This window comes from Kosakonia beeri (assembly GCF_054165705.1).
Map to the genome: position 1 here is coordinate 4,006,593 of NZ_CM135106.1, position 24,984 is coordinate 4,031,576.

Genomic DNA, 24,984 nt, shown 5'->3' on the forward strand with positions numbered 1-24,984 from the left:
GCACTGTGCAAATGCACAAAGCAGGGGGGAGAAGTATGGAGTTGTGGAAGGCCTCACAAAACAGGAGGAGACCCTCTTCCTCCGGCCGGAAGAAGAGGGTTGCTGCGGGTTATTGCATCAGCAGATAGATGGAACTATCGCCACGCTGAATGTTCAGCGCCAGTACAGAAGGTTTGCTGTCGAGGATTTTGCGTAACTCAGCGATGTTTTTCACAGGCTGCTGGTTGGCACCCACTATCACATCGCCTTTTTTCAGGCCGATTTGCGCAGCCGGCGTGTTGGCTTTTACTGAATTCACCACCACACCTTCTTCTTTGCCTTTATTGCTCATCTCCGCGCCTTCGATGCCGCTAAAGATGGTGCTGGAGTCGACCTGGTTCTGACTGCTTTGCTGCAGTTCCAGCGTAATATTGACTGGCTTACCGTCGCGCAGCAGACCCAGCGCAACTTTGCTGCCAATCGGCATTGACCCCACTTCCGCACGCAGCGCCGCAAAGCTGCTGATGGCCTTACCGTTCAGAGAGGTGATGACATCCCCCGCTTTTACACCGGCTTTCGCAGCAGCAGAATTCGGCATTACCTGGCTTACAAATGCTCCGCGCTGTGCGTCGACTTTCATCGCTTTTGCCAGCTCAGAGTTCAGTTCGGTCCCCATAATGCCCAACTCGCCACGACGCACCTGCCCGAACTGCACCATTTGCGCGGTGAGGTTTTTCACCATGTTGCTCGGAATAGCAAAACCAATACCGATATTACCGCCGTCCGGTGCGAGGATCGCTGTGTTAATCCCGATCAGCTCACCGTTCAGGTTCACCAGCGCGCCGCCCGAATTCCCCCGGTTGATGGCCGCATCGGTCTGGATAAAGTTTTCGTAGTTTTCCGCGTTCAGGCCGCTACGACCTAACGCAGAAACAATCCCGGAGGTCACGGTTTCGCCCAGGCCAAACGGGTTACCGATAGCAACCGTATAGTCGCCAACGCGCAGTGCATCAGAGTCTGCCAGCTTAATCGCCGTCAGGTTTTTCGGGTCCTGAATCTGAATCAACGCAATGTCAGAGCGGGGATCTTTACCTACCACTTTTGCGTCAAATTTACGCCCGTCGCTCAACTGGACTTTAATGGTGTTCGCGTTATCAACTACATGGTTGTTTGTTACCACATAACCTTTCGCGGCATCGATGATTACCCCGGAACCCAGCGCCATAAATTTCTGCTGCTGCGAACCATCAGGAGCGCCCTGTCCGCCCTGCTGGCAGAAAGGCGAGCTCTGGAATGGCGAACCGTCCTGGCAGAACGGTGAATTATCACCAAAGAATTGTTGGAAATTACGCGGCATACGCGGGGTGTTCACCGTCGTGCTGCCTTCTACATTGATACTGACTACCGAAGGCATCACCTTTTCCAGCATAGGCGCGAGGCTCGGCATTTGTTGCGATGGGGTGGCTGAAGATGCTGTTTCCGCCGCCGAAGCCGACAGAGGAGACAACGCTAAACTTAAACTCAGGGCCAGTGCACTCATTGCTAACGTCGTTTTTTTCATGTCTCTCAATCTCATTACCGATTAACGCAAACTGCTGTGTATGTACCACTCAGAGTCGATTTATAGCGTGAAGTTCCGGCATTTCGTTTCCGCAAAAGGTAAAAATTTATTGTCGTTCTTTACAATTCGACGGGGTTTATTCCACCGCCATCAAACGACGATATTCATCCCATGAATAAAGATCTGTCATGCCGCTGATATAATCCTGAATTAATCGACAACGGTGATAATACTCCAGCACCGGATACTCCGCCGACGCCGGGGATAATTTACTGACCGCCTCAACATAGGCTAACCGGTGGCGTGTAGACAGCTTATGAAACAGGCGCGAAGCAATAGGAAAACGCCGCAACCCCTCTTTTTCCACCAGCTCAGTAAAATCCGCCAGAGATAATTGCAACAATGGGCGGTAAATATCCAGCAACCCGCTAATGACGCGATAGCCTTGTAATTCCAGCTGCTCGACATCAGGGTGGCTGAACACCTGCTTTATGGCGACATTTTTATACAATTCAAGTAGCTGGCTAAACCCACTGTCATCTTCAAGTAACGCATGGTTGAATTCACCGCTGAAGATTTGTGGCAAGTTCTCAATAAAACGTTGGGCTGCGTAAGGCACCAGCTTATTAAGGGTATTTACCCGTAAATACATAAAGAATTGATCTTCTGCGCTGCGGCTCATGGAATTAACGCGCGATTTTTCCCAGGCATTCTCAACGACCTGAGCAAATAACGAGCCTTTTTCATGTGTTCCCCACGCCTCATACAGATGCTGATAAAGCTGCTCTGCGGTGAAAATACGCTTCTCTACGGCGTCTTCCAGATCGGCCACGCAATAGGAAATATCATCAGCGGCTTCCATTATCCACGTTAAAGGGAAGCGACTGTAAGTATCGAGGTTTAATTCTTTACGCAGGCGCTCGACATACGCCTCTTCAGAAAAATAGTAGCCTGGCTTTTTCATTAAATAGCTGTGCGAGGCAGGCGGATCGCCCACCCACCAGGCCGGTCGCGTATATTTTAAAATACAGCCTACCTGCGCCCAGGTCAGATTCATTCGCATTAACGTATGCACCAGGCGAATACCTTGTGCATTGCCCTCAAAATGGCTTAGGTCTTGACGCACTTTACTGCGCAGTGCATTAAGCTGCTCTTCACCCTCGCGCAAACGAAGAACGGCCACTTCGCAGCGATCGTCCGGCAAAGGCTGGCTAACCGCATCGTCGGGAGCCAGGCGCTGGCGGAACCAGTCATTGATCGCCGCCTCACCAAAATGCCCAAACGGCGGGTTGCCAATATCGTGCATCAGGCAGGCCATTTCGACGATGCTTTCAAACGGCCCGGTCAGTTCGTCCAGCCCGTACGTTTCCAGCAGCTTTAGCTCTTTTAGTCGGCTGAGGATCTCTTTGGCAATATAGCGCCCCACCTGCTGTACTTCGAGTGAATGCGTTAAACGCGTGCGCACTGCGGCATTGCGCTCCAGTGGAAACACCTGTGTTTTCTGTTGCAAACGTCGGATAGCAGGAGAGTTAACGATACGCCCACGATCGCTTTCAAAAATGCGCAGAATTTCACGTTCACTCTTCATTCCCTGTGGCGAACGGTAACGTCGGTGCCAGTTTATTTTATTGCGAAAGTCGATCTCTGCCATTTTCTCTCCTGTGCAAAGCGTCACGGGATATCATGCAATTGTGTATGCCATGATAGACTATGCCCTGAAAACGTAATTCTGTCTTATCACATTAGCGAGTATCTCCATGAAAATTGGCATTATTGGTGCAATGGAAGAAGAAGTTACGCTGCTGCGTGACAAAATCGAAAACCGCCAGACCCTGAATATTGGCGGAAGCGAAATCTACACCGGTACGCTGAATGGCACTGAAGTCGCACTGCTGAAGTCTGGCATCGGCAAAGTGGCTGCGGCAATGGGCGCGACCTTGCTGCTGGAGCGCTGCAAGCCGGATGTGATTATCAATACCGGTTCCGCTGGCGGTCTGGCATCGACGCTCAAGGTAGGCGATATCGTGGTGTCCGACGAGGCGCGCTACCACGATGCCGACGTCACCGCGTTTGGCTATGAGTATGGCCAGTTACCGGGTTGCCCGGCGGGTTTCAAAGCCGATGACAAACTGGTTGCTGCCGCAGAAGCCTGTATCGGTCAACTGAACCTGCACGCCGTACGCGGCCTGATCGTCAGCGGCGATGCTTTTATCAATGGGTCGGTCGGGCTGGCGAAGATCCGTCACAACTTCCCGCAAGCCGTTGCGGTAGAGATGGAAGCCACTGCCATCGCCCATGTTTGCCATAACTTCGGCGTGCCGTTTGTTGTGGTTCGCGCGATTTCTGACGTGGCGGATCAGCAGTCTCACCTGAGCTTTGATGAGTTCCTGGTGGTTGCCGCCAAACAGTCCAGCCTGATGGTTGAAACGCTGGTGCAGAATCTGGCACGTGGCTAATCGTCTTTATGGGGCGCTTGCCGCCCTGCTTTTGCTGCTCCCGGCGTGGCTCTCTGCCGCGCCACGTGTTATTTCTCTCTCCCCGGCCAATACAGAACTGTTGTTCGCTGCAGGCATTACGCCTGTCGCCGTCAGTAGCCATTCCGATTACCCGCCTGAAGCAGCACATATTGAGCAAGTTGCGAGCTGGCAGGGGATCAATCTCGAACGGATCATCGCCCTGAAACCGGATTTGGTCCTGGCATGGCGTGGGGGCAATACCGAACGTCAGGTTAATCAACTGAAGCAGTTTGGGATCACCGTACTGTGGGTGGATGCCATCACCATTGAACAAGTGGCGGAAACTCTGCGTAACCTTGCCCCTTATAGCGTGCATCCCGATCAGGCGCAACAAGCCGCGAACCAGCTGCTGGCGCAGTACAACGAACTGAAAGCCCGCTACCAAAACCAACCGAAAAAACGCGTGTTTCTGCAATTTGGCGCGCATCCGTTGTTTACCACCGGCCAGGGTTCTATTCAGAACCAGGTGCTGGAACTGTGCGGCGGGGAAAATATCTTTGCTGCAAGCCGCGTTCCCTGGCCGCAGGTCAGTCGTGAACAGGTACTGGCCCGGCAGCCGCAGGCCATTGTCGTGGCTGGCGACGCAGGCGAAATGCCCAAAATCGAACAGTTCTGGCACAGCCAACTTGATGCGCCGATTATTTCTCTTCACAGCGACTGGTTTGAACGAGCAAGCCCGCGTATTATCCTCGCCGCTCAACAACTCTGTACTGCCCTTGCGCAGGTGAAATAACCGGGGAATCAACCATGCTCGTCTACTGGCTGGATATTATCGGTACTGCCGTGTTTGCCATCTCCGGTGTGCTGCTGGCGGGTAAATTACGCATGGATCCCTTTGGCGTGCTGGTTCTGGGCGTGGTCACCGCCGTCGGGGGCGGCACGATCCGCGATATGGCGCTGGCGCATGGGCCGGTGTTCTGGGTCAAAGATCCTACCGATCTGGTGGTAGCAATGGCGACCTGCATGTTAACCATTGTGCTGGTACGCCAGCCGCGCCGCCTGCCAAAATGGGTGCTGCCGGTGCTGGATGCCGTTGGTCTGGCAGTGTTTGTCGGCATTGGCGTGAATAAAGCCTTTATGGCCGGGACCGGGCCGCTGGTCGCGATCTGTATGGGCGTAGTAACCGGGGTTGGCGGCGGCATTATCCGCGATGTGTTGGCGCGGGAAGTGCCGATGATCCTGCGTACCGAAATCTACGCTACCGCCTGTATTGCTGGCGGTATTGTCCATGCGACAGCCTATTACGTCTTTAGCGTACCGCTGGAAAACGCGAGCATGTTGGGCATGGTGGTGACGCTGGTGATCCGCCTGGCGGCGATTCGCTGGCATCTGAAGTTGCCAACCTTTGCGCTGGATGAGCCCGGGCGTTAAGAGAGGGGAGCGATTCGGCTTACAAAAGCAGCCCGGTAAGCAAAGCGCCACCGGGCATCAGATGGGGATCAGATACTGAATGAAGATCCACACCCGCAGGTGCTGGTCGCGTTCGGGTTGGTAACCACGAAGCGGGAACCTTCCAGGCCTTCGGTGTAATCCACCGAACCACCCACCAGATATTGCAGGCTCATCGGGTCAACCACCAGGCCAACGCCCTGCTTTTCAATGGTCATATCGCCATCGTTGATTTGGTCGTCAAAGGTAAAACCATACTGGAAGCCGCTGCAACCACCACCGGTGATGTAGACACGCAATTTCAGATTGGGGTTCTCTTCATCGGCGATCAGGCTTTTTACTTTGTTGGCTGCTGCGTCGGTAAACTGCAGCGGCAGCGCTACGTCATCACTCATGTCTTGCTCCCATTGCTACTGCGATCTGGGCAAATAGTAACCCGATCTTTTCGGCTATTATCCAATACGCTATTAAATCGTTCAAGTATTCTCCCGCCGCGGCTCCGCAATACTGTTCGCTTCCTGCCTGGCAAGTGTACGTGCCAGGATCGCCGAATAGAGCGGTTTGCCGCCGAGAAACTGTGCTAAAAGTGTCGCACCAAGGCAGGTAATGATCATTGGCAGAATAAGCTGATAATTGTCTGTCATTTCCAAAACCAGCACGATCCCTGTTAACGGTGCGCGTAATGAAGCGGCCAGTAACGCGCCCATGCCGGCAATTGCAAACGTTGCAGCATCCATCTGATAATGTGGGAAAATACTCACGCAAATGCTGCCGAAAGCCATTCCCAGCACGGTTCCTAATGCCAGCATAGGTGCAAAGATCCCGCCCGGCGCGCCGGAACTGAAACAGAGCAACGTGGTGCCAACACGCACGAGGAAAATCGCCACCAGCACACCTGCAGTATAGTTCCCCGCCGCCGCTATAGGGATCAGTGCAAAACCGCCACCAGAGAGCGATGGCGCTATCAGGCCGAGTACCCCACAAGCACCACCAATTAACCCACCAATCAGCACCCATTTTCCCGTGTGGCCGCCGTGAAGGCGCTGAAACAGATCCTGCACGCGTAACACCAGTGCATTGAACACCGGCCCGACGCAGCCAAACACCATTCCCAGCACCAGGTAAAGCCAAAGTGTGTAAACAGGCGCATTACTGAGTTTGCCCACATCTATTACCGCCGCTTCGCCATTGAACAGCCGGAACACGATGCTCGACATGATCACCCCGGTAAACACCGCCTTAATGGAGATCAGGCTGTAATGAAACTGCGAACGCATCTCTTCAATAATAAAAAGGATCCCGGCCAGCGGTGCGTTAAAGGCAGCAGACAACCCTGCAGCAGCACCAGTGGCCAGCAGTGTATGCCGCGCCTCTGCACTGCGCATGCGGAACAGATCAGCCACCATGCGGCCAATATTACCGCCAATCTGTACTGTCGGACCTTCGCGACCCAGCACCATCCCTGCACCCAGCGTCCCCATCCCACCTAAAAATTTGACCGGCAAAACACGCCACCAGCGCACCGGACGCAACTCTTCCAGTGCACCTTCAATTTCAGGAATACCTGAACCGCCCGCCTCAGGGGCGAAGCGCCGAACGAGAAAATAGCCGAGCATCGCCAGCAGTGCGGAACCAACAAACGCCAGCAGCCACAACAACCCGCCATGATCCGCCATTTTCCCCAGTGCACCGAGACGCGCATTCACAACGGCATTCACCGCTTTTTCAAACGCCACACCAACCAATCCGGTCAGCGTCCCGGCTATTGCGGCCATCATTAAAATCGCCAGCGGGGTTTTATCGCGTTGCAGCAATTGGCGCAAAATATCTCTGCGCCGACGCCGCTCAACTTGTTGTTGTTCGAAGGAGGAGATTTCTGGAGTCATGAGCCTGAGAATGTCATACAAATATAAACGCCATTGTAGCGGGCCAGAACAGCCGCGTCGCGCCAGAAATGCCTGCAAAATGTGTCGTTTCCGGGGGCAAAACTTTCATAACTTTCCTGTAATCACATAGAATGGCGGGCATTGATTTTTCCACCAACCAGGAATGAAAGCATGAGTAAGTCTGAAAACCTCTATAACGCAGCGCGTGAACTGATCCCCGGCGGCGTAAACTCGCCGGTGCGCGCCTTTACAGGCGTGGGCGGTACACCGCTGTTTATTGAGCGTGCTGACGGTGCTTATTTGTACGATGCCGACGGCAAAGCCTATATCGATTACGTCGGCTCCTGGGGGCCAATGGTGCTGGGACACAACCACCCGGCTATTCGCAACGCGGTCATCGAAGCCGCCAGCCGGGGTCTGAGTTTCGGTGCGCCCACCGAGATGGAAGTCAAAATGGCGGAGCTGGTCACCGAACTGGTACCGACCATGGATATGGTACGCATGGTGAACTCCGGCACCGAAGCCACCATGAGCGCCATCCGCCTGGCGCGTGGTTTTACCGGCCGCGACAAAATCATTAAATTTGAGGGGTGTTACCACGGCCATGCCGACTGCCTGCTGGTGAAAGCGGGTTCCGGCGCGCTGACGCTGGGCCAGCCGAACTCGCCGGGCGTTCCGGCTGACTTCGCGAGACATACCCTGACATGTACTTATAACGATCTCGACTCCGTCCGTGCGGCGTTCGAACAATATCCACGGGATATCGCCTGTATCATCGTTGAGCCGGTGGCGGGCAATATGAACTGTATCCCGCCGCAGCCAGAATTCCTGCCAGGCCTGCGCGCACTGTGCGATGAGTTTGGTGCCCTGCTGATTATCGATGAAGTCATGACCGGTTTCCGCGTTGCGCTGGCCGGGGCGCAGGACTATTACGGCGTGGTGCCGGATCTGACCTGTCTGGGCAAAATTATCGGTGGCGGCATGCCGGTCGGCGCATTTGGCGGCCGCCGGGATGTGATGGAAGCCCTGGCCCCCACCGGGCCGGTTTACCAGGCGGGGACACTTTCCGGAAACCCGATTGCCATGGCGGCAGGCTACGCCTGCTTAACCGAAGTGGCGCAGCCTGGCATTCACGCTACCCTGACCGAACTGACCAGCCAACTGGCAAACGGTCTGCTGGAAGCGGCGCAGCAGGCAGGCATTCCACTGGTGGTGAACCATGTCGGCGGAATGTTTGGTCTGTTCTTTACTGATGCGCAGAGCGTCACCTGCTATCAGGATGTGGTGAAATGCGATGTGGAGCGTTTCAAACGCTTCTTCCACCTGATGCTGGAAGAAGGCGTCTACTTTGCGCCGTCAGCCTTTGAAGCGGGCTTTATGTCCGTGGCGCACAGCGAAGAAGATATTGATAATACGATTGATGCCGCGCGCCGCGTATTTGCGAAGCTGTAAGCAGCCCTTCCCTCTCCCCAATGGGGAGAGGGAAAACTCAGCGGCTTTGCTTTCTTAGCAGATAGATAAAATAGGGCGCGCCAATAAACGTCGACAACAGACCCGCCGGGATCTGATACGGAAACAGCACCATACGCCCGCACCAGTCCGCAAACACCAGCAGCAACCCACCCACCAGTGCAGACATCACCATATGCGGCAACGTCCTACGAAAGCCCATCATGCGCGCAATATGCGGGGCCATCAAACCTACAAAACTGAGCGGGCCAATGGTCATTGTCGCTGTTGCGGTAAGCCCTGCCGCCAGCAGCAGTAGCGCAACACGAGACGGTGTTAACGCCATGCCCACCGATCGCGCGGTATCGCTCCCCAGCGGTAAGATCATCAACCAGCGGCGGCACAATGGCGTGAGTGCCAGCAGGATGACCATCATCAGGCTGGTGCGCCAGACCTGGTCTGCAGAAGCGTTATAGGTCGAACCGGAGATCCATGTCAGCACGCCCGCCATGCGCGGATCGCCGCTTGCCTGTAACATCATCAGCAACATGGTAAACGCGGTGCTTAAGGCCATCCCGGCCAGCAGCATACGGTGCGGAGAAAACCCACCGCGCCCGGCAGCCAGCATAATGATCAGCAGCGTACCTGCCGCGCCGAGGCTTCCGGCGGGCATCAGCCAGCCAAACGCATTCCCCGGCACAAAGAACAACATCAGCACCACGCCAAATGCCGCCCCGGAACTGATCCCCAGCACTTCCGGGCTGGCCATCGGATTGCCGGTCAGCCGCTGAATAATACAGCCCGCCACTGCCAGCATTACCCCGGCGGTTAACGCGGCGATAATGCGCGGCCAGCGCCACTCCAGTAATTGATCGAGCAGCGTACCGCTGGCCCAGTGCCAGCCTTGTACATCCCGCCCGAAAGCCAGCGCTACCCACATCGCCAGCAGCAACACCACGACGCCAGCCAGGGCAAACCCCTGCACATGCTGGCGCTCGGGCGGAATATTATCGCCAGCGTTCATGGCTGGCGCGCTCATGCTACGCAAACGCGGCAGCAGCCATAACAACAGCGGCGCACCGATCAACGCGGTGATCGAGCCTGTGGAGACTTCCCGCCAGACGCGGGTCAACATCCAGATAACCTGATCGGAGAGCCACAGGATCAATGCGCCAATGAGCGGGGCCAGCATCAGGCGCGCCAGCAGTCTGCGTGCGCCGAGCATTTTCGCCAGTAAGGGGGCAAACAGGCCGATAAAACCAATGATCCCGACGGCGTTAACCAGCAACGCACTGAGGGCAATCGCCAGCGTCAGCGCCGCCAGGCGAGCCAGCGATAATGCCAGCCCAAGATTACGGGCCACACCGTCGTCAAGGCCCATTAAGGTGAGCGGGCGCAACAACAGCAGCGTCAGCAACCCACCTCCCAGCAGTTGCGGCCACAGGCGCTGAACAACACTCCAGTCAGTCTGGGTCAGCGTACCGGTGCTCCACAAGAACATGCTTTGCAATTGATCGTGATGGAACAGCGCCAGAAGTTGGTTAATGGCCCCACAGTAAAGGCTGACCACCAGCCCGGCGAGGATCAGCGTGACCGGTGATAAGCGTTTACCCCAGGCGACACCAAACACCAGCGCCCCGACCAGACTCGCTCCCGCCAGCGCGGCGAACTGCGAGGCCAGCACACCCGGGATCGCCCATAACGTTGTGATGGTAATACCAAGCTGCGCACCGGTTGCCACGCCAAGCGTGGTCGGCTCCGCCAGCGGGTTTCGTAACACCTGCTGGAACAGCACGCCAACCAGCCCAAGCCCCGCGCCAACCAGCAACGAAATGACTAACCGGGGCAGCAAACTATAGTGGAACAGCATCTGATTGATCTGATCCTGGTCCGGCGCGCGCAGCGCCTCTCCCCACTGCGCACGGGGCAGTGCAATAGTCAAATTGGACCAGCTAAGCCAGGCGGCGGCAACAAACAACACGGCCAACAGCAGCGCCGGAAAAGGAGAAATACGTCGACTCATGCTTTTGCTCCCAGCGCATTGTCCAGTACGCGCGTGAAATGCATGGCCGACAACGTAGCACCGTAGAACCAGACCGCCGGTACACGCTGGAAGCGCCCGGCGCGGACAAACGGCATCGACTGCCATAGCGGCGTCGTCATCAGTTTTTGCATTGCCAGATCGTTGCCGTGATCAAAGCACAGCACATCGACATCTTTGTACTCTGCCAGTCTGTCGATACCGACCGCCACACTTCCCCAGAAGGTGGTTTCTCCGTGCCATGCATTGCGGATGCCCATACTGTCGAGAACTTCCTGGAAGAGGCAATTTGGCCCGAACGCCAGCACATGGCGCGCATCCAGCAGCGTGATCATTAATAGCGGACGATCGCCACGGCGGGCGAAGCGCGGTTTTGTCCTGGCGATCAGCGCATCAAATTCATCAAGGTGCTTTTTGGCAGCCGCTTCGCGGTTCAGTAACTGTGCCATCTCATTCAGCGAGTGACGCGCCATGGTCAGCGGTTTTTTGCCGTCACTGAAAGTAAAACCGCGCCCCGGCGCAATTCTTGCCAGTTTGCTTTCAGCAGGGCCATAACCCGCCGACCAGACCAGATACGAAGGTTTCATTTGCGTGAGTAATTCGAGATTCGGCTCGGTGCGCAGCCCCACATCGATAACCGACGCAGGGAGAGCGGGCTCGTTTACCCAGACGTTATAGCTCCCGATGTCCGCCACGCCATAAGGCGCAATGCCCAGCGCCAGTAAGAGTTCCACCGGGAGCCACTCGAGCGCAACAATGCGCTGTGGATCGACCGACGCCGCTTTCGCGTTATGCATCTGCCATAACAAGGGGGAAAGCGCCATCGCGGTCAGCAAACGACGGCGGCTAATCTGATGTAATTCAACCATTAGTAGACAAAACTCACGGGTGCCGCGCCGGACGGATGTGGAAGGATCCCCATCGGGATGCCGTAAATGTGTTCGAGGGTATCGGCTCGCATGAGTACATCCGGCGAGCCTTCGGCGATCATCTCCCCACCGCGGAGCGCCACCAGATAGTCGCAGTATCGCGCGGCCATATTAATATCGTGCAGAACGGCAATCACCGTCAGCCCGCGCTGCTGGCTGAGGCGATGCACCAGCGCCAGTACATCCACCTGGTGGGCAATATCAAGCGCAGAGGTCGGTTCATCTAACAACAGGCAACGGCTGTCTTGCGCCACCAGCATGGCAATCCACGCCCGCTGGCGTTCGCCACCTGAAAGGCTGTCCACCAGGCGGTGAGCCAGCGGTTTTAATCCAACCAGTGCAATGGCTTCTTCCACTTTTTCACGGTCAGCGATGCCAAATCGTCCCAACGCGCCGTGCCACGGATAACGCCCTATCGCCACCAGTTCACGTACGGTCATCCCCTCCGCCTGCGGCAATTGCTGCGGCAGATAGGCCACTTTGCGGGCAAAGGCTTTGCTGTTCCAGTTTTCCAGCGGCTGGCCATCCAGCAGGATAGTGCCGTCAGAGGGCGGCTGATGGCGGCCGAGCATTTTCAGCAGGGTAGATTTACCCGATCCGTTGTGACCAATCAGGCCCGTAACGTTGCCGACCGGAAAAGTCAGGGATAACGGATGCAGCAACGTGCGCCCAGGGACGCTAAAGGTGACATCAGTCAGTTGAAAAGTGGTATCGGGAAGCGTTTTGTTATCCTGCATGGTAGCCAACTTGTCAGAGGGCACGGCGAACCGTGCTCGAAGAGAGATTAGAAGCGGAAGGTTGCGGTCGCCACCACCTGACGCTCAGCGCCCCAGTAGCATGCATATTCGCGATAGCAGCTGGAGACGTATTCACGGTCGAACAGGTTATTAACATTCACACCAACCGACGACCCTGGCAAACCGAAACGCGCCAGATCATATTTGATTGCCGCATCCGCGACGGTATAACCCGCCACACTGAAAAGTTCGTTCTCGCGGGTAGTGCGGTTGGAATAAATGCTGGAAGTGGAGCCAACATACCGAGCACCTGCGCCAATAGTCAGACCGCTGAGAGCTGTCTCATGGAAGGTGTAATCGGCCCAGAAAGAGGCAAGGTTACGAGGCACCTCTGCCGGGCGTTTACCCTCGAAGACCGTGTCGTGCGTATATTTACTGTCGGTATAGCTATAAGCGGCAGTCACATCAATATTGGCAGTCAGAGCCGCTTTTGCTTCCAGTTCAATACCACGAGCACGGATCTCCCCCCCCTGTGTACTGAACAGAGTATTATTCGGATCCGCTGTCAGATTTTTATCTTTGGTTAGCTGGAAGGCTGCTGCGGTCACGACCACAGGCATATCTTTCGGCACATATTTCACACCCGCTTCATATTGCTTGCCGCGAGAAGGATCGAATGGCTGACCACTGGCGCTGGAGCCAGAGACAGGTTCGAAAGATTCGCTATAGCTAAAGTAGGGTGCAATTCCATTATCGAACAGATAATTCAGACCACCGCGCCAGGTGAACTGCTGATCGTTAATTTCAGCAAGACTTGAGGTAGAACGGGTAAACGTTGAGGTTTTCGCAAAGTCATAACGACCACCCAGGGTTAATACCCATTTATCCCATTCAGCCTGATCTTGTACGTACAGGCCCGTTTGTTCCTGACGGTTAATTACCGCATACGGGAAAGTAATTTTGACATTTGCATTACCGTATTGCGGATCAAGCGCATTAATCGGATTGGCGCTACCGTAGTCAGCATCAATATCATTACGCATGCGCATATAATCGACACCCGTTAGCAGCGTATGATCAACAGCCCCGGTCGCAAATTTTGATTCCAGTTGATTGTCAACAGTGAACGTATTCAGGTCTTCGTCAGAACGTACAAAAGCGCGGTTAATTTGCCCAGGAACAGTTGAACTGTATCCGTCGCCATAAACAGAGCGATAAAGCGTGTGAATGCGTGCATAGCGCAAGTTTTGACGGACAGTGAAAGTATCGTTAAACGCATGTGAGAAGCTATAGCCGACCATCTGATGACGGCGAGACATTTTATTATCGCGCTCACCCTCATTGAAATCTGTCGGGAGCTTTTGCGCATTCCCATTAGCATCATAGAACGGAACAATCGTGCCTTCACGCGGCAGCCAGCCATAGTAACCGGCATTCGGATCGTTCTGGAAATTGCTCAGGAAGGTAAAATCAGTTTTGTCATCAGGACGCCAGCTAAAGGACGGAGCAACTGCATAACGAGTCGATTTTGCCATTTGTTGCTGGGTATCCTGACTGCGGCCCAGGCCTGTCAAACGGTAAGACCAGACACCATTGTCATCAATGGCATCACTAAAATCAAAACCGGTCTGCCACAGGTTATCAGTCCCCATTTTGAACTGTACTTCACGCAACGGGGTGGTTTGCGGGCGTTTTGTCACCATGCTGACAACCCCGCCTGGGTTACTCTGCCCGTACAGAACTGAAACCGGGCCACGCATCAGTTCGACACGTTCAAGGAAATAGGGATCCATTGAAATTTCAGAGTAGTTATTCCCTTGTAATTTCATCCCATCAAGATACTGGTTGGTATTCACGGTAGTGGACGTCGTGAAACCACGAATCGTGACGACATCATAGGTCGTAGAGCTGCCACGGGTCGCAAAAACGCTGGGCGTATAGCTCAACGCATCTTTAACGGTTCCCGGCTGTTTCATGTCCATTTCATCACGCGTCACTACGGAAACAGACTGCGGTGTTTTCTCCAGCGGCGTATCCGTTTTGGTTGCCGTTGCAGTATGTTTCGCCGCGATGGTGGCCGCCGGGCCCCATGCGCTTTCCTGTGGAGCCGCGCTGGTGACGGTAATGGTTTCTTCTTTTGGGGTTGTTGCTGCCTGTGCATAAACAGACATGCCGCTAACCGCTGTGGCTACTACTACTGCGATTTTACGCAGCGTAGTGTTAACTGGCTGAGCAGTATCAGGACGTGCCATTGGTTTATCTCTGAATCAATGAGTGAATGATAACGTAAACGAGAATTATTATTATGACCGCAGCATAATATGCGAAGCGCCGCCTGCATAGCAAGCAGTTAGCCGCCCGAACAGGCGCAAAGGGCGAAGGAGTAACCAGACAAAAAGCAGGGGGTTAATCGGGTATTACACAGGGATTAATCACGCGTTATGGGGATGTTTACTAACAAGAAAAACCCCGACCAGACGGCCGGGGTTGATAAGGTTAATTGCTGCCGAACATCTCTTTGATCCAGCCCGCCACGCCATCGCTTTTCTGCTCCTGCTGCGGCGGTTGCTGAGGTTGTTGCTGCGGCTGCTGCGGCTGCGTGGACTGATCAAACGGATTCCCGGTCTGCGGCTGCATCTGGTTTTGCTGACAGAGCGTTTCCGGGTTGGTTGTCCATACCGGCAACTGGCGCATACCGCCACCGCCGCAAACAAAGTTACCCATATCGTCGACACCCATCGTGGTAATGTCTTCCGGCGGCGTTAAATCCAGCGGGATGGGTGACTGATTCTCCAGGTAACGCTGGTAAATAGCCATCGCGCCGCTCGCGCCATACAGCTTGGTCGGCTGGTTGTTGTCGCGTCCGACCCAGGTAATGGTCACTTCACGCCCGTCGATACCCGCAAACCAGGTGTCGACGTTATTGTTGGTGGTCCCGGTTTTCCCTGCCAGATGCAGACCCGGATATTTCGCACCAAGCTGGCGACCCGTACCACGCTGAATCACCTGCTGCATGGTCCACAACGTCAGGTAGGCTGCCTGCGCCGGTACTGCGCGCTCCGCCTGCGGGAAACTCTGGTACAGCACCGTGCCGTCTTCCGCGATGACCGAACGCAGCGCAGAGAGCGGCGCACGGTTACCGCCGCTGGCGATCGTCTGGAAAGCCTGTGCCACTTCAATCGGCGTCAGGTTCAGCGCGCCCAACAACATCGACGGCATTCCGGTCAACTGATCCTTCGGTGCCCCCAGTTTTTGCCAGGTATCCGTCACTGCCGGTAAGCCAATCGACATCCCGAGGTTCACAGTCGGTACGTTCATCGAGCGGGTCAGCGCATCCACCAGCATCACCTGGCCACTGAAGCGACGATCGTCGTTCTGTGGCGCCCACACCTGGCCATTCGACAGACGCAGCGAAATCGGCGCATCTGCAATCCAGGTATTCAGACGATAAGTGTTCGGCTGACTCAGCGCCGTCAGGTAGGTTGCGGGTTTTGCCAGCGAGCCGATAGAACGACGCGCCTGCATGGCACGGTTATAACCGGCAAACTGCGGCGTCGCCCCGCCGACCATCGCCCGTACCTCACCGGTAAAGCGATCAACCACCACCATCGCGGTTTCCAGGTCGGTCAGCTTGCGCTGTTTGATCAACGCCGGGATCCCTTCAACCGCCGCTTTTTCGGCAGCATCCTGCGCAACGGAGTCAAAGGTGGTAAAGATCTTCACGCCGGAGAGATCTTTCACTTTATCGCCCAGTTTCGCCTGAAGTTCCTGGCGCACCATCTGCATAAAGGCTGGCTGTGGAGAGATCACCCCACCGCGTGGCTGCACACCCAATGGACGGGCGCTCAGCATGTCATACAGTTCCTGGTCGATAACGTTCTGTTGCTGTAACAGACGCAACACCAGGTTGCGGCGTTCCAGCGCCAGTTTCGGGTTGCGCCACGGGTTGTAAACCGATGCTCCTTTTACCATCCCCACCAGCAGTGCCTGCTGGTCGAGACTGAGTTCTTCTACCGGGCGACCAAAATAGTAGAGGCTCGCCAGCGGGAAACCGCGGATCTCATTATCGCCGCTCTGACCGAGATAGACCTCGTTCATATACAGCTCAAGAATGCGATCCTTGCTGTAACGGGCATCCATAATCAGCGCCATATAGGCTTCGTTGGCCTTACGCCAGTAAGAGCGCTCACTGCTAAGGAACAGGTTTTTCACCAGCTGTTGCGTCAGGGTACTTGCCCCCTGCACTGTACGGCCTGCAGTCAGATTCGCCAGCACAGCACGACCAATGGAGTAAAAACTGATGCCATCGTGCTCGTAGAAATGGCGGTCTTCGGTGGCCAGCAGCGTATCGACCAGCAGATCCGGGAAGCCATTACGCGGTACAAACAGGCGCTGCTCGCCGTTGGGCGAGGAGAGCATGGTGATCAAACGCGGATCGAGGCGGAAGAAACCAAACTGGCGGTTGCTGTCCATGTTCTCGATGGTTTCCAGACGATCGCCATCAAACGTCAGGCGCGCACGCACCTGCCCTTCTTTACTGTCCGGGAAATCAAACGGACGGCGGATCATCTCAATGCTTTTCGCCTGCACCGTAAACTCGCCGGGACGCGTCATCTTCGTCACCTGGCGGTACTGGGTGGCTTCCAGCAGTTTCGCCATCTCGTTTTTACCGATCGCCATATCCGGTTCGAGGTTAACCATCCGGCCATAGACTGCCGCAGGCAACTGCCAGACTTTACCGTCAATACGGGCGCGGATTTTTTGATCCAGATAGACGCCATACATCGCGCATAGCACAGCCAGAACGATGAAAATTTTTACCAACAGCCAGAACCAGCCACGTTTACCGCGGGGCTTTCTGCCTTTGCCTCTCCCTTTTTTCGGCATGGGTTCCTCATTCTCATCATCGTCTTCATAATCGTCATACTCCTCTTCCCGGAGTCGACGACGACTGATTTTCTCTTTCGCCGGGCGCGCAGGTTTCCCCTTGCGTCCAATTGGCTCGCGGTCATTCCCCGCCATGCTTTACTCTCCGCAACTTTCAGGCGCAAGGGCCTGATTCTCAACTCTTCTGCACAATGGCAGAAGAAGAAATCTCTCAATTTTTACCCGCACCGGGTGACACTGGGTTGACCGGTTCAGGAATATTTTTTTGTCCGCCGCGTGGGCGCGGTGTTCGCCGGATCATCCGGCCAGACGTGTTTCGGGTAACGCCCTTTCATCTCTTTTTGCACTTCGCGCCAGGAGCCAGCCCAAAACGCGCCTAAATCACGCGTAATTTGCAGCGGCCTCTGCGCAGGCGACAACAACTCCAGCACCAGCGGCACGCGGCCCTGCGCGATAACAGGCGTAGTGGATTCACCAAACATTTCCTGAATGCGAACCGCCAGCGTCGGCGGGTTATCTTCGTGATAACGAATGGCTATCCGGCTTCCGGTCGGCACAGTGTAATGCGCAGGAAGCTCACTATCCAGCCGTTGACGTAATGACCAGGGCAACGCGTTTTGTAACGCCTGCGTAACATCCAACGCTTTCAGATCGCGCAACGAACGGATGCCGCCCATTTGCGGCAGTAACCACTGTTCGAGATTGTCCAGCAGCGAGGCCTCATCCATCGCAGGCCATGCCGTTTCCGGTAGCCATTTCGCCGCACAGTGTAACCGCAAACGCAGCTGTTCCGCTTCTGGCGTCCAGTTCAGCACAAGTAGCCCTTTGTCACGAATGCCATTGAGCATCGCCTGATGTAACTCGTCTTCTGACGGTTTTGCCAGCGGCTGCACTTTTACCGTTAGCTGGCCAATCTGGCTGCGGCGCCAGGCTTTTAACGTGCCTTGTGCCTCGTCCCACTCAACGGTGTCCGACTGCTGTAACAACTGCGGGCACTCATCGATCAGCGCATCAATCTCCAGCGGCAACGCCAGCAAAATACGTGCGTCCGGCGATTGACTTCCCTGCAATAACAGCGGGGCGATCAGCCACTCGTGGCGGCTTAGCGCATCATCGGCATCCAGCGTAGCCCCCATCCCGTTCGCGAGTTGATAACGCCCTTCCTGGCCCCGCCTGCGGGCAATACGATCGGCAAACGCACGCGCCAGAAGCCTGGCCAGCGCACGGTTGTCCGGCTCGCCGGTGGTGCTTTTCAAACGACGCGCAAGCTGGCGGGCGCGCTGCTGCCAGTTCGCTTGATGGCGGGAAAAAGCGAAACGTAAATCACTGTTTCCGGCGCGCGGCGGCTCTTCAAGAATGGCCACCAGCTTCGCTGCTGTCGCAATCTCATCATCACTCCGGGCGCAAGCCAGCATCGCTGCAAGACGGGGATCGGTGCCCAGCGCCGCCATTTTGCGGCCAAACGCCGTTAAACGTTCTGCCTCCTGCGCCTGTAACTGCCCCAGGAGTTTGCGCGCCGCTGCCATGTTGACTGCCGGGGGCTGATCCAGCCAGCGCAACTGGGCAGGATCCTGGCATCCCCACTGTAATAATTCCATCAACAGCCCGGATAAATCGCTATGCAGGATTTCGGGGCTGCTTTGCGCGGCGGCCCGTTCGGCTTGCTCTTTCCCCAGCAAGTGCAAGCAGATCCCGGGTTCAAGTCGGCCCGCACGACCCGCGCGCTGCGTCATTGACGCGACACTGATTCGCTGGGTAATAAGGCGGGTTAAACCGCTACGCGCATCAAAACGGGCTACCCGCTCAAGGGCGCTATCGACCACCAGACGGATCCCTTCGATAGTAAGGCTGGTTTCGGCAATATTGGTCGCCAGCACCACTTTTCTTTGCCCCGCCGAGGGCGGCAGTATCGCTTTACGCTGCTCATGTAACGGCAGCGCGCCATAGAGCGGGCAGAGCATGACATCGCTTCCCACCCGGGAAACCAGTTGCTCCTGTACCCGCTGGATTTCACCCACGCCGGGCAGAAACAACAGCAACGAACCTGCTTCGTTGCGCAGTAATTCCGCCGCCATTTGTGCCACGGCTTCGTCAAAACGCAACTGTACGGGCAGCGCCTGGTAGCGCTGCTCAACCGGGTACGCTCGCCCCTGCGAAACGATCACTGGCGCGTCCGGCAACAGAGCCTGTAAGCGTTCGTTATCCAGGGTTGCTGACATCACCAGCAGTTTGAGATCGTCCCGCAGCCCTTGCTGCACATCCAGCAACAATGCCAGCGCAAGATCGGCCTGCAAGCTGCGCTCATGAAACTCATCCAGGATCACCAGTCCCACGCCAGCCAGTTCAGGATCCTGCTGGATCAGACGGGTGAGAATGCCTTCGGTCACCACTTCCAGACGGGTCTGTGGCCCAACACAGGTTTCGGCGCGCATACGGTAGCCGACGGTCTCGCCGGGTTTCTCGTTAAGCTGTTCCGCGAGACGCTGCGCCACGTTGCGTGCTGCCAGCCGACGAGGCTCCAGCAGAAGGATACGCCCTTCAATATTCCCCTGTTGCAGCAACTGCAGCGGTAGCCATGTGGATTTTCCGGCTCCGGTAGGCGCGCTCAGCAATACCTGGGGAGCGCTTTGCAGCGCAGAGAGAATGTCGGGCAAAACGGCGGCGACCGGCAATAAGGACACAAAAGCTCCAGAGGGTTAACATACGATGGCGCAGTAGTATACCATCGCCGCAAACCATTACCGAGTGACGCTATGTCTGAAGCCAAACGGCTGTTTTTTGCCATCGAACTGCCTGCCGATATCCAGTCGCAGATTGTAACCTGGCGCGCGCAGCACTTTTTGCCGGAGGCAGGCAGGCCGATCGCGGCCGCCAACCTGCACCTGACGCTGGCTTTTCTTGGCGAGATCAGCCGCGCAAAGCAGCAAGCGCTGGAAACGCTTGCCGCACGCATTCGCCAGCCGGGGTTTACGCTCACGCTGGACGATGCCGGGCAGTGGCTGCGCTCGCGTGTGGTATGGATCGGTACGCGCCAGACGCCGCGAGGTTTGCTGCAGCTGGCGGATATGTTGCGCGCGCAGGCCGCACGCAACGGTTGCTACCAAAGCCCACAGCCGTTTCACCCGCACATTACGCTACTGCGCGATGCCAGCCATGCCGTCTCCCTTCCTCCGCCGGGCTTTCGTTGGTCATTTCCGGTGAATGAATTTGTGCTGTATGAATCGCAATTTATTAACGGACGCACCCGCTACACGCCGCTTAATCGCTGGTCATTAAAAACATAACAATAAGGATTTCCGATGCTGTTTTTTCCACCGCTTAAATCCGCCACGCTGATTCAACGCTATAAACGATTCCTTGCCGATGTCATGACGCCGCAAGGCGAAACGCTGACGCTTCACTGCCCAAATACTGGCGCAATGACCGGTTGCGCGACGCCCGGTGATACGGTGTGGTATTCCACTTCAGAAAATCCTAAACGCAAATATGCGCATACCTGGGAATTGACTCAAACCCAAAAAGGCGCATTTATTTGTGTCAATACGTTGCGAGCAAATACGCTGGCCAAAGAAGCAATACTCGGCGGAATAGTACCGGAACTGGCTGGCTACAGCGTGCTGAAAAGCGAAGTTAAATATGGTGCGGAACGTAGCAGAATTGATTTCCTGTTACAGGCGGATGATCGCCCCAACTGCTATATTGAAGTGAAATCGGTCACGCTCGCCGAGCAGCAAGCAGGTTATTTCCCGGATGCGGTCACGCTCCGTGGTCAGAAGCATCTGCGGGAATTAATGAGCGTGGCGGCAAACGGCGATCGCGCTGTAATCCTGTTTGCCGTCTTGCATTCATCCGTTGAACATTTTTCTCCAGCGCGCCATATTGATGAGGAATACGCACGTTTATTGAATGACGCACAACGTCAGGGGGTCGAAATTCTCGCTTATAAAGCGGAACTTTCTGCCGATAACATCACTCTGAGTTTGCCGGTGCCTTTCACCGTATAGAGGCAAGCGTTTGACTATTAAATGTTCTGGTCGCGTGCGCAAATACGCTTTTCTTCACAGGGTTGTCAAGTGTTAGGTATAGAAATTTGCCATCCTGAAAAGCATCTGCTATTTATAGCGGCCTGATTTTTCCCCCAACACGGGGATCGATAGTGCGTGTTAAGGAGAAGCAACATGCAAGAAGGGCAAAACCGTAAAACATCGTCCCTGAGTATTCTCGCCATCGCTGGGGTGGAGCCGTATCAAGAGAAACCGGGCGAAGAGTATATGAACGAAGCCCAGCTGGCGCACTTCAAGCGTATTCTTGAAGCATGGCGTAATCAACTCAGGGATGAAGTCGATCGCACCGTCACACATATGCAAGACGAAGCTGCAAACTTCCCTGATCCGGTTGATCGTGCCGCTCAGGAAGAAGAGTTCAGCCTCGAACTGCGTAACCGTGATCGCGAGCGCAAGTTGATCAAAAAGATCGAGAAGACGCTGAAAAAAGTGGAAGACGAAGATTTCGGCTTCTGCGAATCCTGCGGCGTGGAAATTGGTATCCGCCGTCTGGAAGCGCGTCCGACTGCCGATCTGTGCATCGACTGCAAAACGCTGGCGGAAATCCGCGAAAAACAGATGGCGGGTTGATAACCCGTTATCACTGATAGCGCGCCGCGCAAGGGCGGCTGCGCCTTATACGGCGGGATTTATTCCCGCCCTATATTTCCTGTCGATATGCCTGAATCACACTATATTGGGCGCTTTGCGCCGTCTCCATCCGGTGAACTGCATTTCGGTTCGCTGATTGCCGCTCTCGGCAGCTATCTGCAAGCGCGCGCCGCACAAGGCGTCTGGCTTGTCCGCATTGAAGATATCGATCCTCCCCGCGAAGTGCCCGGCGCGGCCAACACCATTCTTCGCCAGCTTGAGCACTACGGCCTGCACTGGGACGGTGACGTACTGTGGCAATCGCAACGCCACGATGCCTACCGCGAGGCGCTTGCCGCCTTGCAGCGCAAAGGATTAAGTTATTTCTGCACCTGTACGCGTGCACGGATCCAGAGTGTCGGAGGCATCTACGATGGTTATTGCCGTACCCGACACAACGGGCCAGAAAACGCCGCCGTGCGGCTGGTGCAGCAACATCCCGTGCTGCACTTTGAGGATAAATTGCGCGGGCGCATTACTGCCGATGAAAAACTGGCGCGCGAAGACTTTATTATTCATCGCCGTGACGGGTTGTTTGCTTACAATCTGGCGGTGGTGGTCGATGATCATTTTCAGGGCGTGAGCGAAATCGTCCGCGGCGCCGATCTGATTGAACCGACCGTGCGGCAAATTTCGCTTTATCAGCAGCTTGGCTGGCAGGTGCCGGGGTACATTCATTTACCGCTGGCGCTCAACGAGCAAGGGAATAAACTCTCCAAGCAAAACCATGCCCCAGCCTTGCCTGGGGGCGATCCGCGTCCCATAATAATCAGGGCTTTACAATTCCTGAACCAGGATGTAACAAAAGAATGGCAGGATCTCAGCATTGATGCCTTGCTGAAAAAGGCAGTGGCCAATTGGACGCTTTCCCGCGTTCCGGGAACAGCGGTTGCGAATACGGCATTCTCAAATGCCTCGCGCTGAGCTATGATTAGCCGCTATTTTTTTGTCCTGACGTTTGACACTTACCGAGGTGTACTATTTTTACCCGAGTCGCTAATTTTTGCCGCAAGGTGCTGAGCCGCGAAGAGAGCATGGTCGTTGAGGCTATGGCCCAACCACAGATGACGGTTATTCCGCGTGAGCAGCACGCTATTTCCCGCAAAGATATCAGTGAAAATGCGCTCAAGGTGCTCTATCGTCTGAATAAAGCGGGCTACGACGCTTACCTGGTAGGCGGCGGCGTGCGTGACTTATTGCTGGGCAAAAAACCAAAAGATTTTGACGTCACCACCAACGCCACGCCGGATCAGGTGCGCAAACTGTTCCGCAACTGCCGTCTGGTTGGTCGCCGTTTCCGCCTGGCGCATGTCATGTTCGGGCCGGAAATCATTGAAGTCGCCACCTTCCGTGGGCACCACGACGATCAACAAACCGATCGCACCATCTCCCAACGCGGGCAGAACGGAATGTTGCTGCGCGATAATATCTTCGGCTCCATTGAAGAAGATGCCCAGCGCCGTGACTTCACCATCAACAGCCTTTATTACAGCGTCGCCGACTTTACCGTGCGCGATTACGTGGGCGGCATGCGCGATCTGGAAGAAGGCGTCATTCGCCTGATCGGCAACCCGGAAACCCGCTACCGCGAAGATCCGGTACGCATGCTGCGCGCCGTGCGTTTCGCGGCCAAGCTGGGAATGCGTATCAGCGATGAAACCGCCGAGCCTATCCCGCGTCTTGCAACGTTAATTAACGATGTTCCGCCGGCTCGTCTGTTCGAAGAGTCGCTGAAATTGCTGCAGGCAGGCTACGGTTACGATACCTGCCAGTTACTGCGTGAATATGGTCTGTTCCAGCCCCTGTTCCCGACCATCACCCGTTATTTCACCGAAAACGGTGATAGCCCGATGGAACGCATTATTGAGCAGGTGCTGAAAAACACCGATAACCGCATCCACAATGATATGCGCGTTAACCCGGCGTTCCTGTTTGCCGCGATGTTCTGGTATCCGCTGTTGGAGAATGCGCAGCGTATCGCTCAGGAAGGCGGGCTGGCCTATTACGACGCCTTCGCGCTGGCAATGAATGATGTGCTGGATGAGGCCTGCCGTTCGCTGGCGATCCCTAAACGTATCACCACGTTGATCCGGGATATCTGGCAGCTGCAGTTGCGGATGTCGCGTCGCCAGGGCAAGCGAGCCTGGAAACTGATGGAACATCCGAAATTCCGCGCCGCCTATGATCTAATGGCGCTCCGCGCCGATGCGGAACGCAACGGCGAATTACAGCGACTGGTGAAATGGTGGGGTGAATTCCAGGTTTCTGCGCCTCCCACCCAAAAAGATATGCTGGATAACCTGGGCGATGAACCGGCCGAACGCCGTCGTCACCGTCGTCCACGCAAACGTGCGCCGCGCCGTGAGGGCAGTGCATGACCCTTGCGTATATCGCGCTGGGCAGCAATCTGGCTTCACCGCTTGATCAGGTGAATGCCGCGATCGTCGCGATTGGAGAGATCCCGCAGAGTCATATTGTGGCGGTCTCTTCGTTATACCGTACTCCCCCACTCGGCCCGCCGGATCAACCGGACTACCTCAACGCGGCTGTCGCGCTGGAAACCGAACTCGCGCCAGAAGCGCTCCTCGACCACACACAACGTATTGAGTTACAGCAGGGCCGCGTGCGCAAAGCTGAACGCTGGGGGCCGCGCACGCTCGATCTCGATATTATGCTGCTTGGCGAGTTATCACTCAATACGGCGCGCCTGACAGTGCCACATTACGACATGAAAAACCGGGGCTTTATGCTGTGGCCGTTATTTGAAATCGCCCCAGATCTGCACTTCCCGGACGGCGCCTCCTTGCAGGCGATCCTGACGCAACTCAACGCGCCAAAACCCGACGTCTGGTAATACCCGCCATTCTTTCCACCCGCGTCTCACGGGTTGTCTAAAATCATTGCCCGCCTGAGTGG

20 protein-coding genes are annotated in these 24,984 nt (G+C 55.7%); 10 read left to right on the forward strand and 10 right to left on the reverse strand.

Features of this window, described 5'->3' with window-relative positions; translation table 11 throughout:
- Positions 1-109: 109 nt before the first annotated feature.
- Positions 110-1,540 carry a serine endoprotease DegP gene (gene degP / locus ACUY4S_RS18995; RefSeq protein WP_312687388.1) on the reverse strand — a complete coding sequence of 477 codons (1,431 nt, stop codon included), beginning with the start codon at positions 1,538-1,540 and terminating at the stop codon, positions 110-112.
- A 136-nt stretch (positions 1,541-1,676) separates the two neighbouring features.
- A complete protein-coding gene (gene dgt / locus ACUY4S_RS19000) occupies positions 1,677-3,191 on the reverse strand; it encodes a dGTPase (protein ID WP_312687386.1) in 1,515 nt (504 codons plus the stop codon).
- 106 nt (positions 3,192-3,297) lie between these two features.
- Between dgt and mtnN the strand changes: the two genes are divergently transcribed.
- Genes mtnN through ACUY4S_RS19015 form a run of 3 tightly spaced genes read left to right on the forward strand, consistent with a single transcriptional unit; the run spans position 3,298 to position 5,427 of the window.
- Positions 3,298-3,996: a 5'-methylthioadenosine/S-adenosylhomocysteine nucleosidase gene (mtnN, locus tag ACUY4S_RS19005; RefSeq protein WP_312687383.1), complete on the forward strand. Its 699-nt coding sequence runs from the start codon at positions 3,298-3,300 to the stop codon at positions 3,994-3,996.
- Complete coding sequence (btuF, locus tag ACUY4S_RS19010) at positions 3,989-4,789, forward strand: vitamin B12 ABC transporter substrate-binding protein BtuF (RefSeq protein WP_458021833.1); 801 nt, start codon at positions 3,989-3,991, stop codon at positions 4,787-4,789. The genes mtnN and btuF overlap by 8 nt, the downstream gene beginning before the upstream one ends.
- 14 nt (positions 4,790-4,803) lie before the next feature.
- Entirely contained in the window at positions 4,804-5,427 is a 624-nt protein-coding gene (locus tag ACUY4S_RS19015; RefSeq protein ID WP_312687378.1) for a TRIC cation channel family protein, read from the forward strand.
- Positions 5,428-5,495: 68 nt separating this feature from the next.
- Here the strand turns inward: ACUY4S_RS19015 and erpA are convergent, their stop codons facing one another.
- The gene (erpA, locus tag ACUY4S_RS19020; RefSeq protein WP_023480429.1) at positions 5,496-5,840 is read right to left on the reverse strand and encodes an iron-sulfur cluster insertion protein ErpA; all 345 of its coding nucleotides are present in this window, start codon (positions 5,838-5,840) and stop codon (positions 5,496-5,498) included.
- Between the two features lie 81 nt (positions 5,841-5,921).
- Complete coding sequence (clcA, locus tag ACUY4S_RS19025; RefSeq protein ID WP_312687376.1) at positions 5,922-7,331, reverse strand: H(+)/Cl(-) exchange transporter ClcA; 1,410 nt, start codon at positions 7,329-7,331, stop codon at positions 5,922-5,924.
- Between the two features lie 171 nt (positions 7,332-7,502).
- On the opposite strand from clcA, the gene hemL reads away from it, so the two are divergent.
- Positions 7,503-8,783, forward strand: a complete 1,281-nt coding sequence (gene hemL / locus ACUY4S_RS19030) for a glutamate-1-semialdehyde 2,1-aminomutase (RefSeq protein WP_458021832.1) — start codon at positions 7,503-7,505, stop codon at positions 8,781-8,783.
- A gap of 37 nt (positions 8,784-8,820) precedes the next feature.
- Here the strand turns inward: hemL and fhuB are convergent, their stop codons facing one another.
- The 6 genes from fhuB to hrpB all read right to left on the reverse strand — a co-directional run bounded on the left by fhuB (position 8,821) and on the right by hrpB (position 20,055).
- Positions 8,821-10,803, reverse strand: a complete 1,983-nt coding sequence (gene fhuB, locus ACUY4S_RS19035; RefSeq protein ID WP_458021831.1) for a Fe(3+)-hydroxamate ABC transporter permease FhuB — start codon at positions 10,801-10,803, stop codon at positions 8,821-8,823.
- A complete protein-coding gene (fhuD, locus tag ACUY4S_RS19040; protein WP_458021830.1) occupies positions 10,800-11,690 on the reverse strand; it encodes a Fe(3+)-hydroxamate ABC transporter substrate-binding protein FhuD in 891 nt (296 codons plus the stop codon). The genes fhuB and fhuD overlap by 4 nt, the downstream gene beginning before the upstream one ends.
- Positions 11,690-12,487: a Fe3+-hydroxamate ABC transporter ATP-binding protein FhuC gene (fhuC, locus tag ACUY4S_RS19045; RefSeq protein ID WP_458021829.1), complete on the reverse strand. Its 798-nt coding sequence runs from the start codon at positions 12,485-12,487 to the stop codon at positions 11,690-11,692. The genes fhuD and fhuC overlap by 1 nt, the downstream gene beginning before the upstream one ends.
- 47 nt (positions 12,488-12,534) lie before the next feature.
- Positions 12,535-14,739, reverse strand: coding sequence for a ferrichrome porin FhuA (gene fhuA / locus ACUY4S_RS19050; RefSeq protein WP_458021828.1), 2,205 nt, complete (start codon positions 14,737-14,739; stop codon positions 12,535-12,537).
- A gap of 244 nt (positions 14,740-14,983) precedes the next feature.
- Positions 14,984-17,509 carry a bifunctional glycosyl transferase/transpeptidase gene (gene mrcB / locus ACUY4S_RS19055; protein WP_458021827.1) on the reverse strand — a complete coding sequence of 842 codons (2,526 nt, stop codon included), beginning with the start codon at positions 17,507-17,509 and terminating at the stop codon, positions 14,984-14,986.
- Between the two features lie 116 nt (positions 17,510-17,625).
- Positions 17,626-20,055: an ATP-dependent helicase HrpB gene (hrpB, locus tag ACUY4S_RS19060; protein ID WP_458021826.1), complete on the reverse strand. Its 2,430-nt coding sequence runs from the start codon at positions 20,053-20,055 to the stop codon at positions 17,626-17,628.
- Positions 20,056-20,127: 72 nt separating this feature from the next.
- On the opposite strand from hrpB, the gene thpR reads away from it, so the two are divergent.
- From thpR to folK, 6 genes are all read left to right on the forward strand, one after another.
- Positions 20,128-20,658: an RNA 2',3'-cyclic phosphodiesterase gene (thpR, locus tag ACUY4S_RS19065; protein WP_312687361.1), complete on the forward strand. Its 531-nt coding sequence runs from the start codon at positions 20,128-20,130 to the stop codon at positions 20,656-20,658.
- Positions 20,659-20,673: 15 nt separating this feature from the next.
- Positions 20,674-21,378, forward strand: a complete 705-nt coding sequence (sfsA, locus tag ACUY4S_RS19070; protein ID WP_312687359.1) for a DNA/RNA nuclease SfsA — start codon at positions 20,674-20,676, stop codon at positions 21,376-21,378.
- A 174-nt stretch (positions 21,379-21,552) separates the two neighbouring features.
- On the forward strand, positions 21,553-22,008 hold the full coding sequence (gene dksA, locus ACUY4S_RS19075) for an RNA polymerase-binding protein DksA (protein ID WP_007373199.1): 456 nt from the start codon (positions 21,553-21,555) through the stop codon (positions 22,006-22,008).
- A gap of 87 nt (positions 22,009-22,095) precedes the next feature.
- Positions 22,096-22,992, forward strand: a complete 897-nt coding sequence (gene gluQRS / locus ACUY4S_RS19080; protein WP_312687357.1) for a tRNA glutamyl-Q(34) synthetase GluQRS — start codon at positions 22,096-22,098, stop codon at positions 22,990-22,992.
- Positions 22,993-23,048: 56 nt separating this feature from the next.
- Positions 23,049-24,446 carry a polynucleotide adenylyltransferase PcnB gene (gene pcnB / locus ACUY4S_RS19085; RefSeq protein ID WP_312687475.1) on the forward strand — a complete coding sequence of 466 codons (1,398 nt, stop codon included), beginning with the start codon at positions 23,049-23,051 and terminating at the stop codon, positions 24,444-24,446.
- Complete coding sequence (gene folK / locus ACUY4S_RS19090; RefSeq protein WP_458021825.1) at positions 24,443-24,922, forward strand: 2-amino-4-hydroxy-6-hydroxymethyldihydropteridine diphosphokinase; 480 nt, start codon at positions 24,443-24,445, stop codon at positions 24,920-24,922. The genes pcnB and folK overlap by 4 nt, the downstream gene beginning before the upstream one ends.
- The last annotated feature ends 62 nt before the right edge of the window (positions 24,923-24,984 follow it).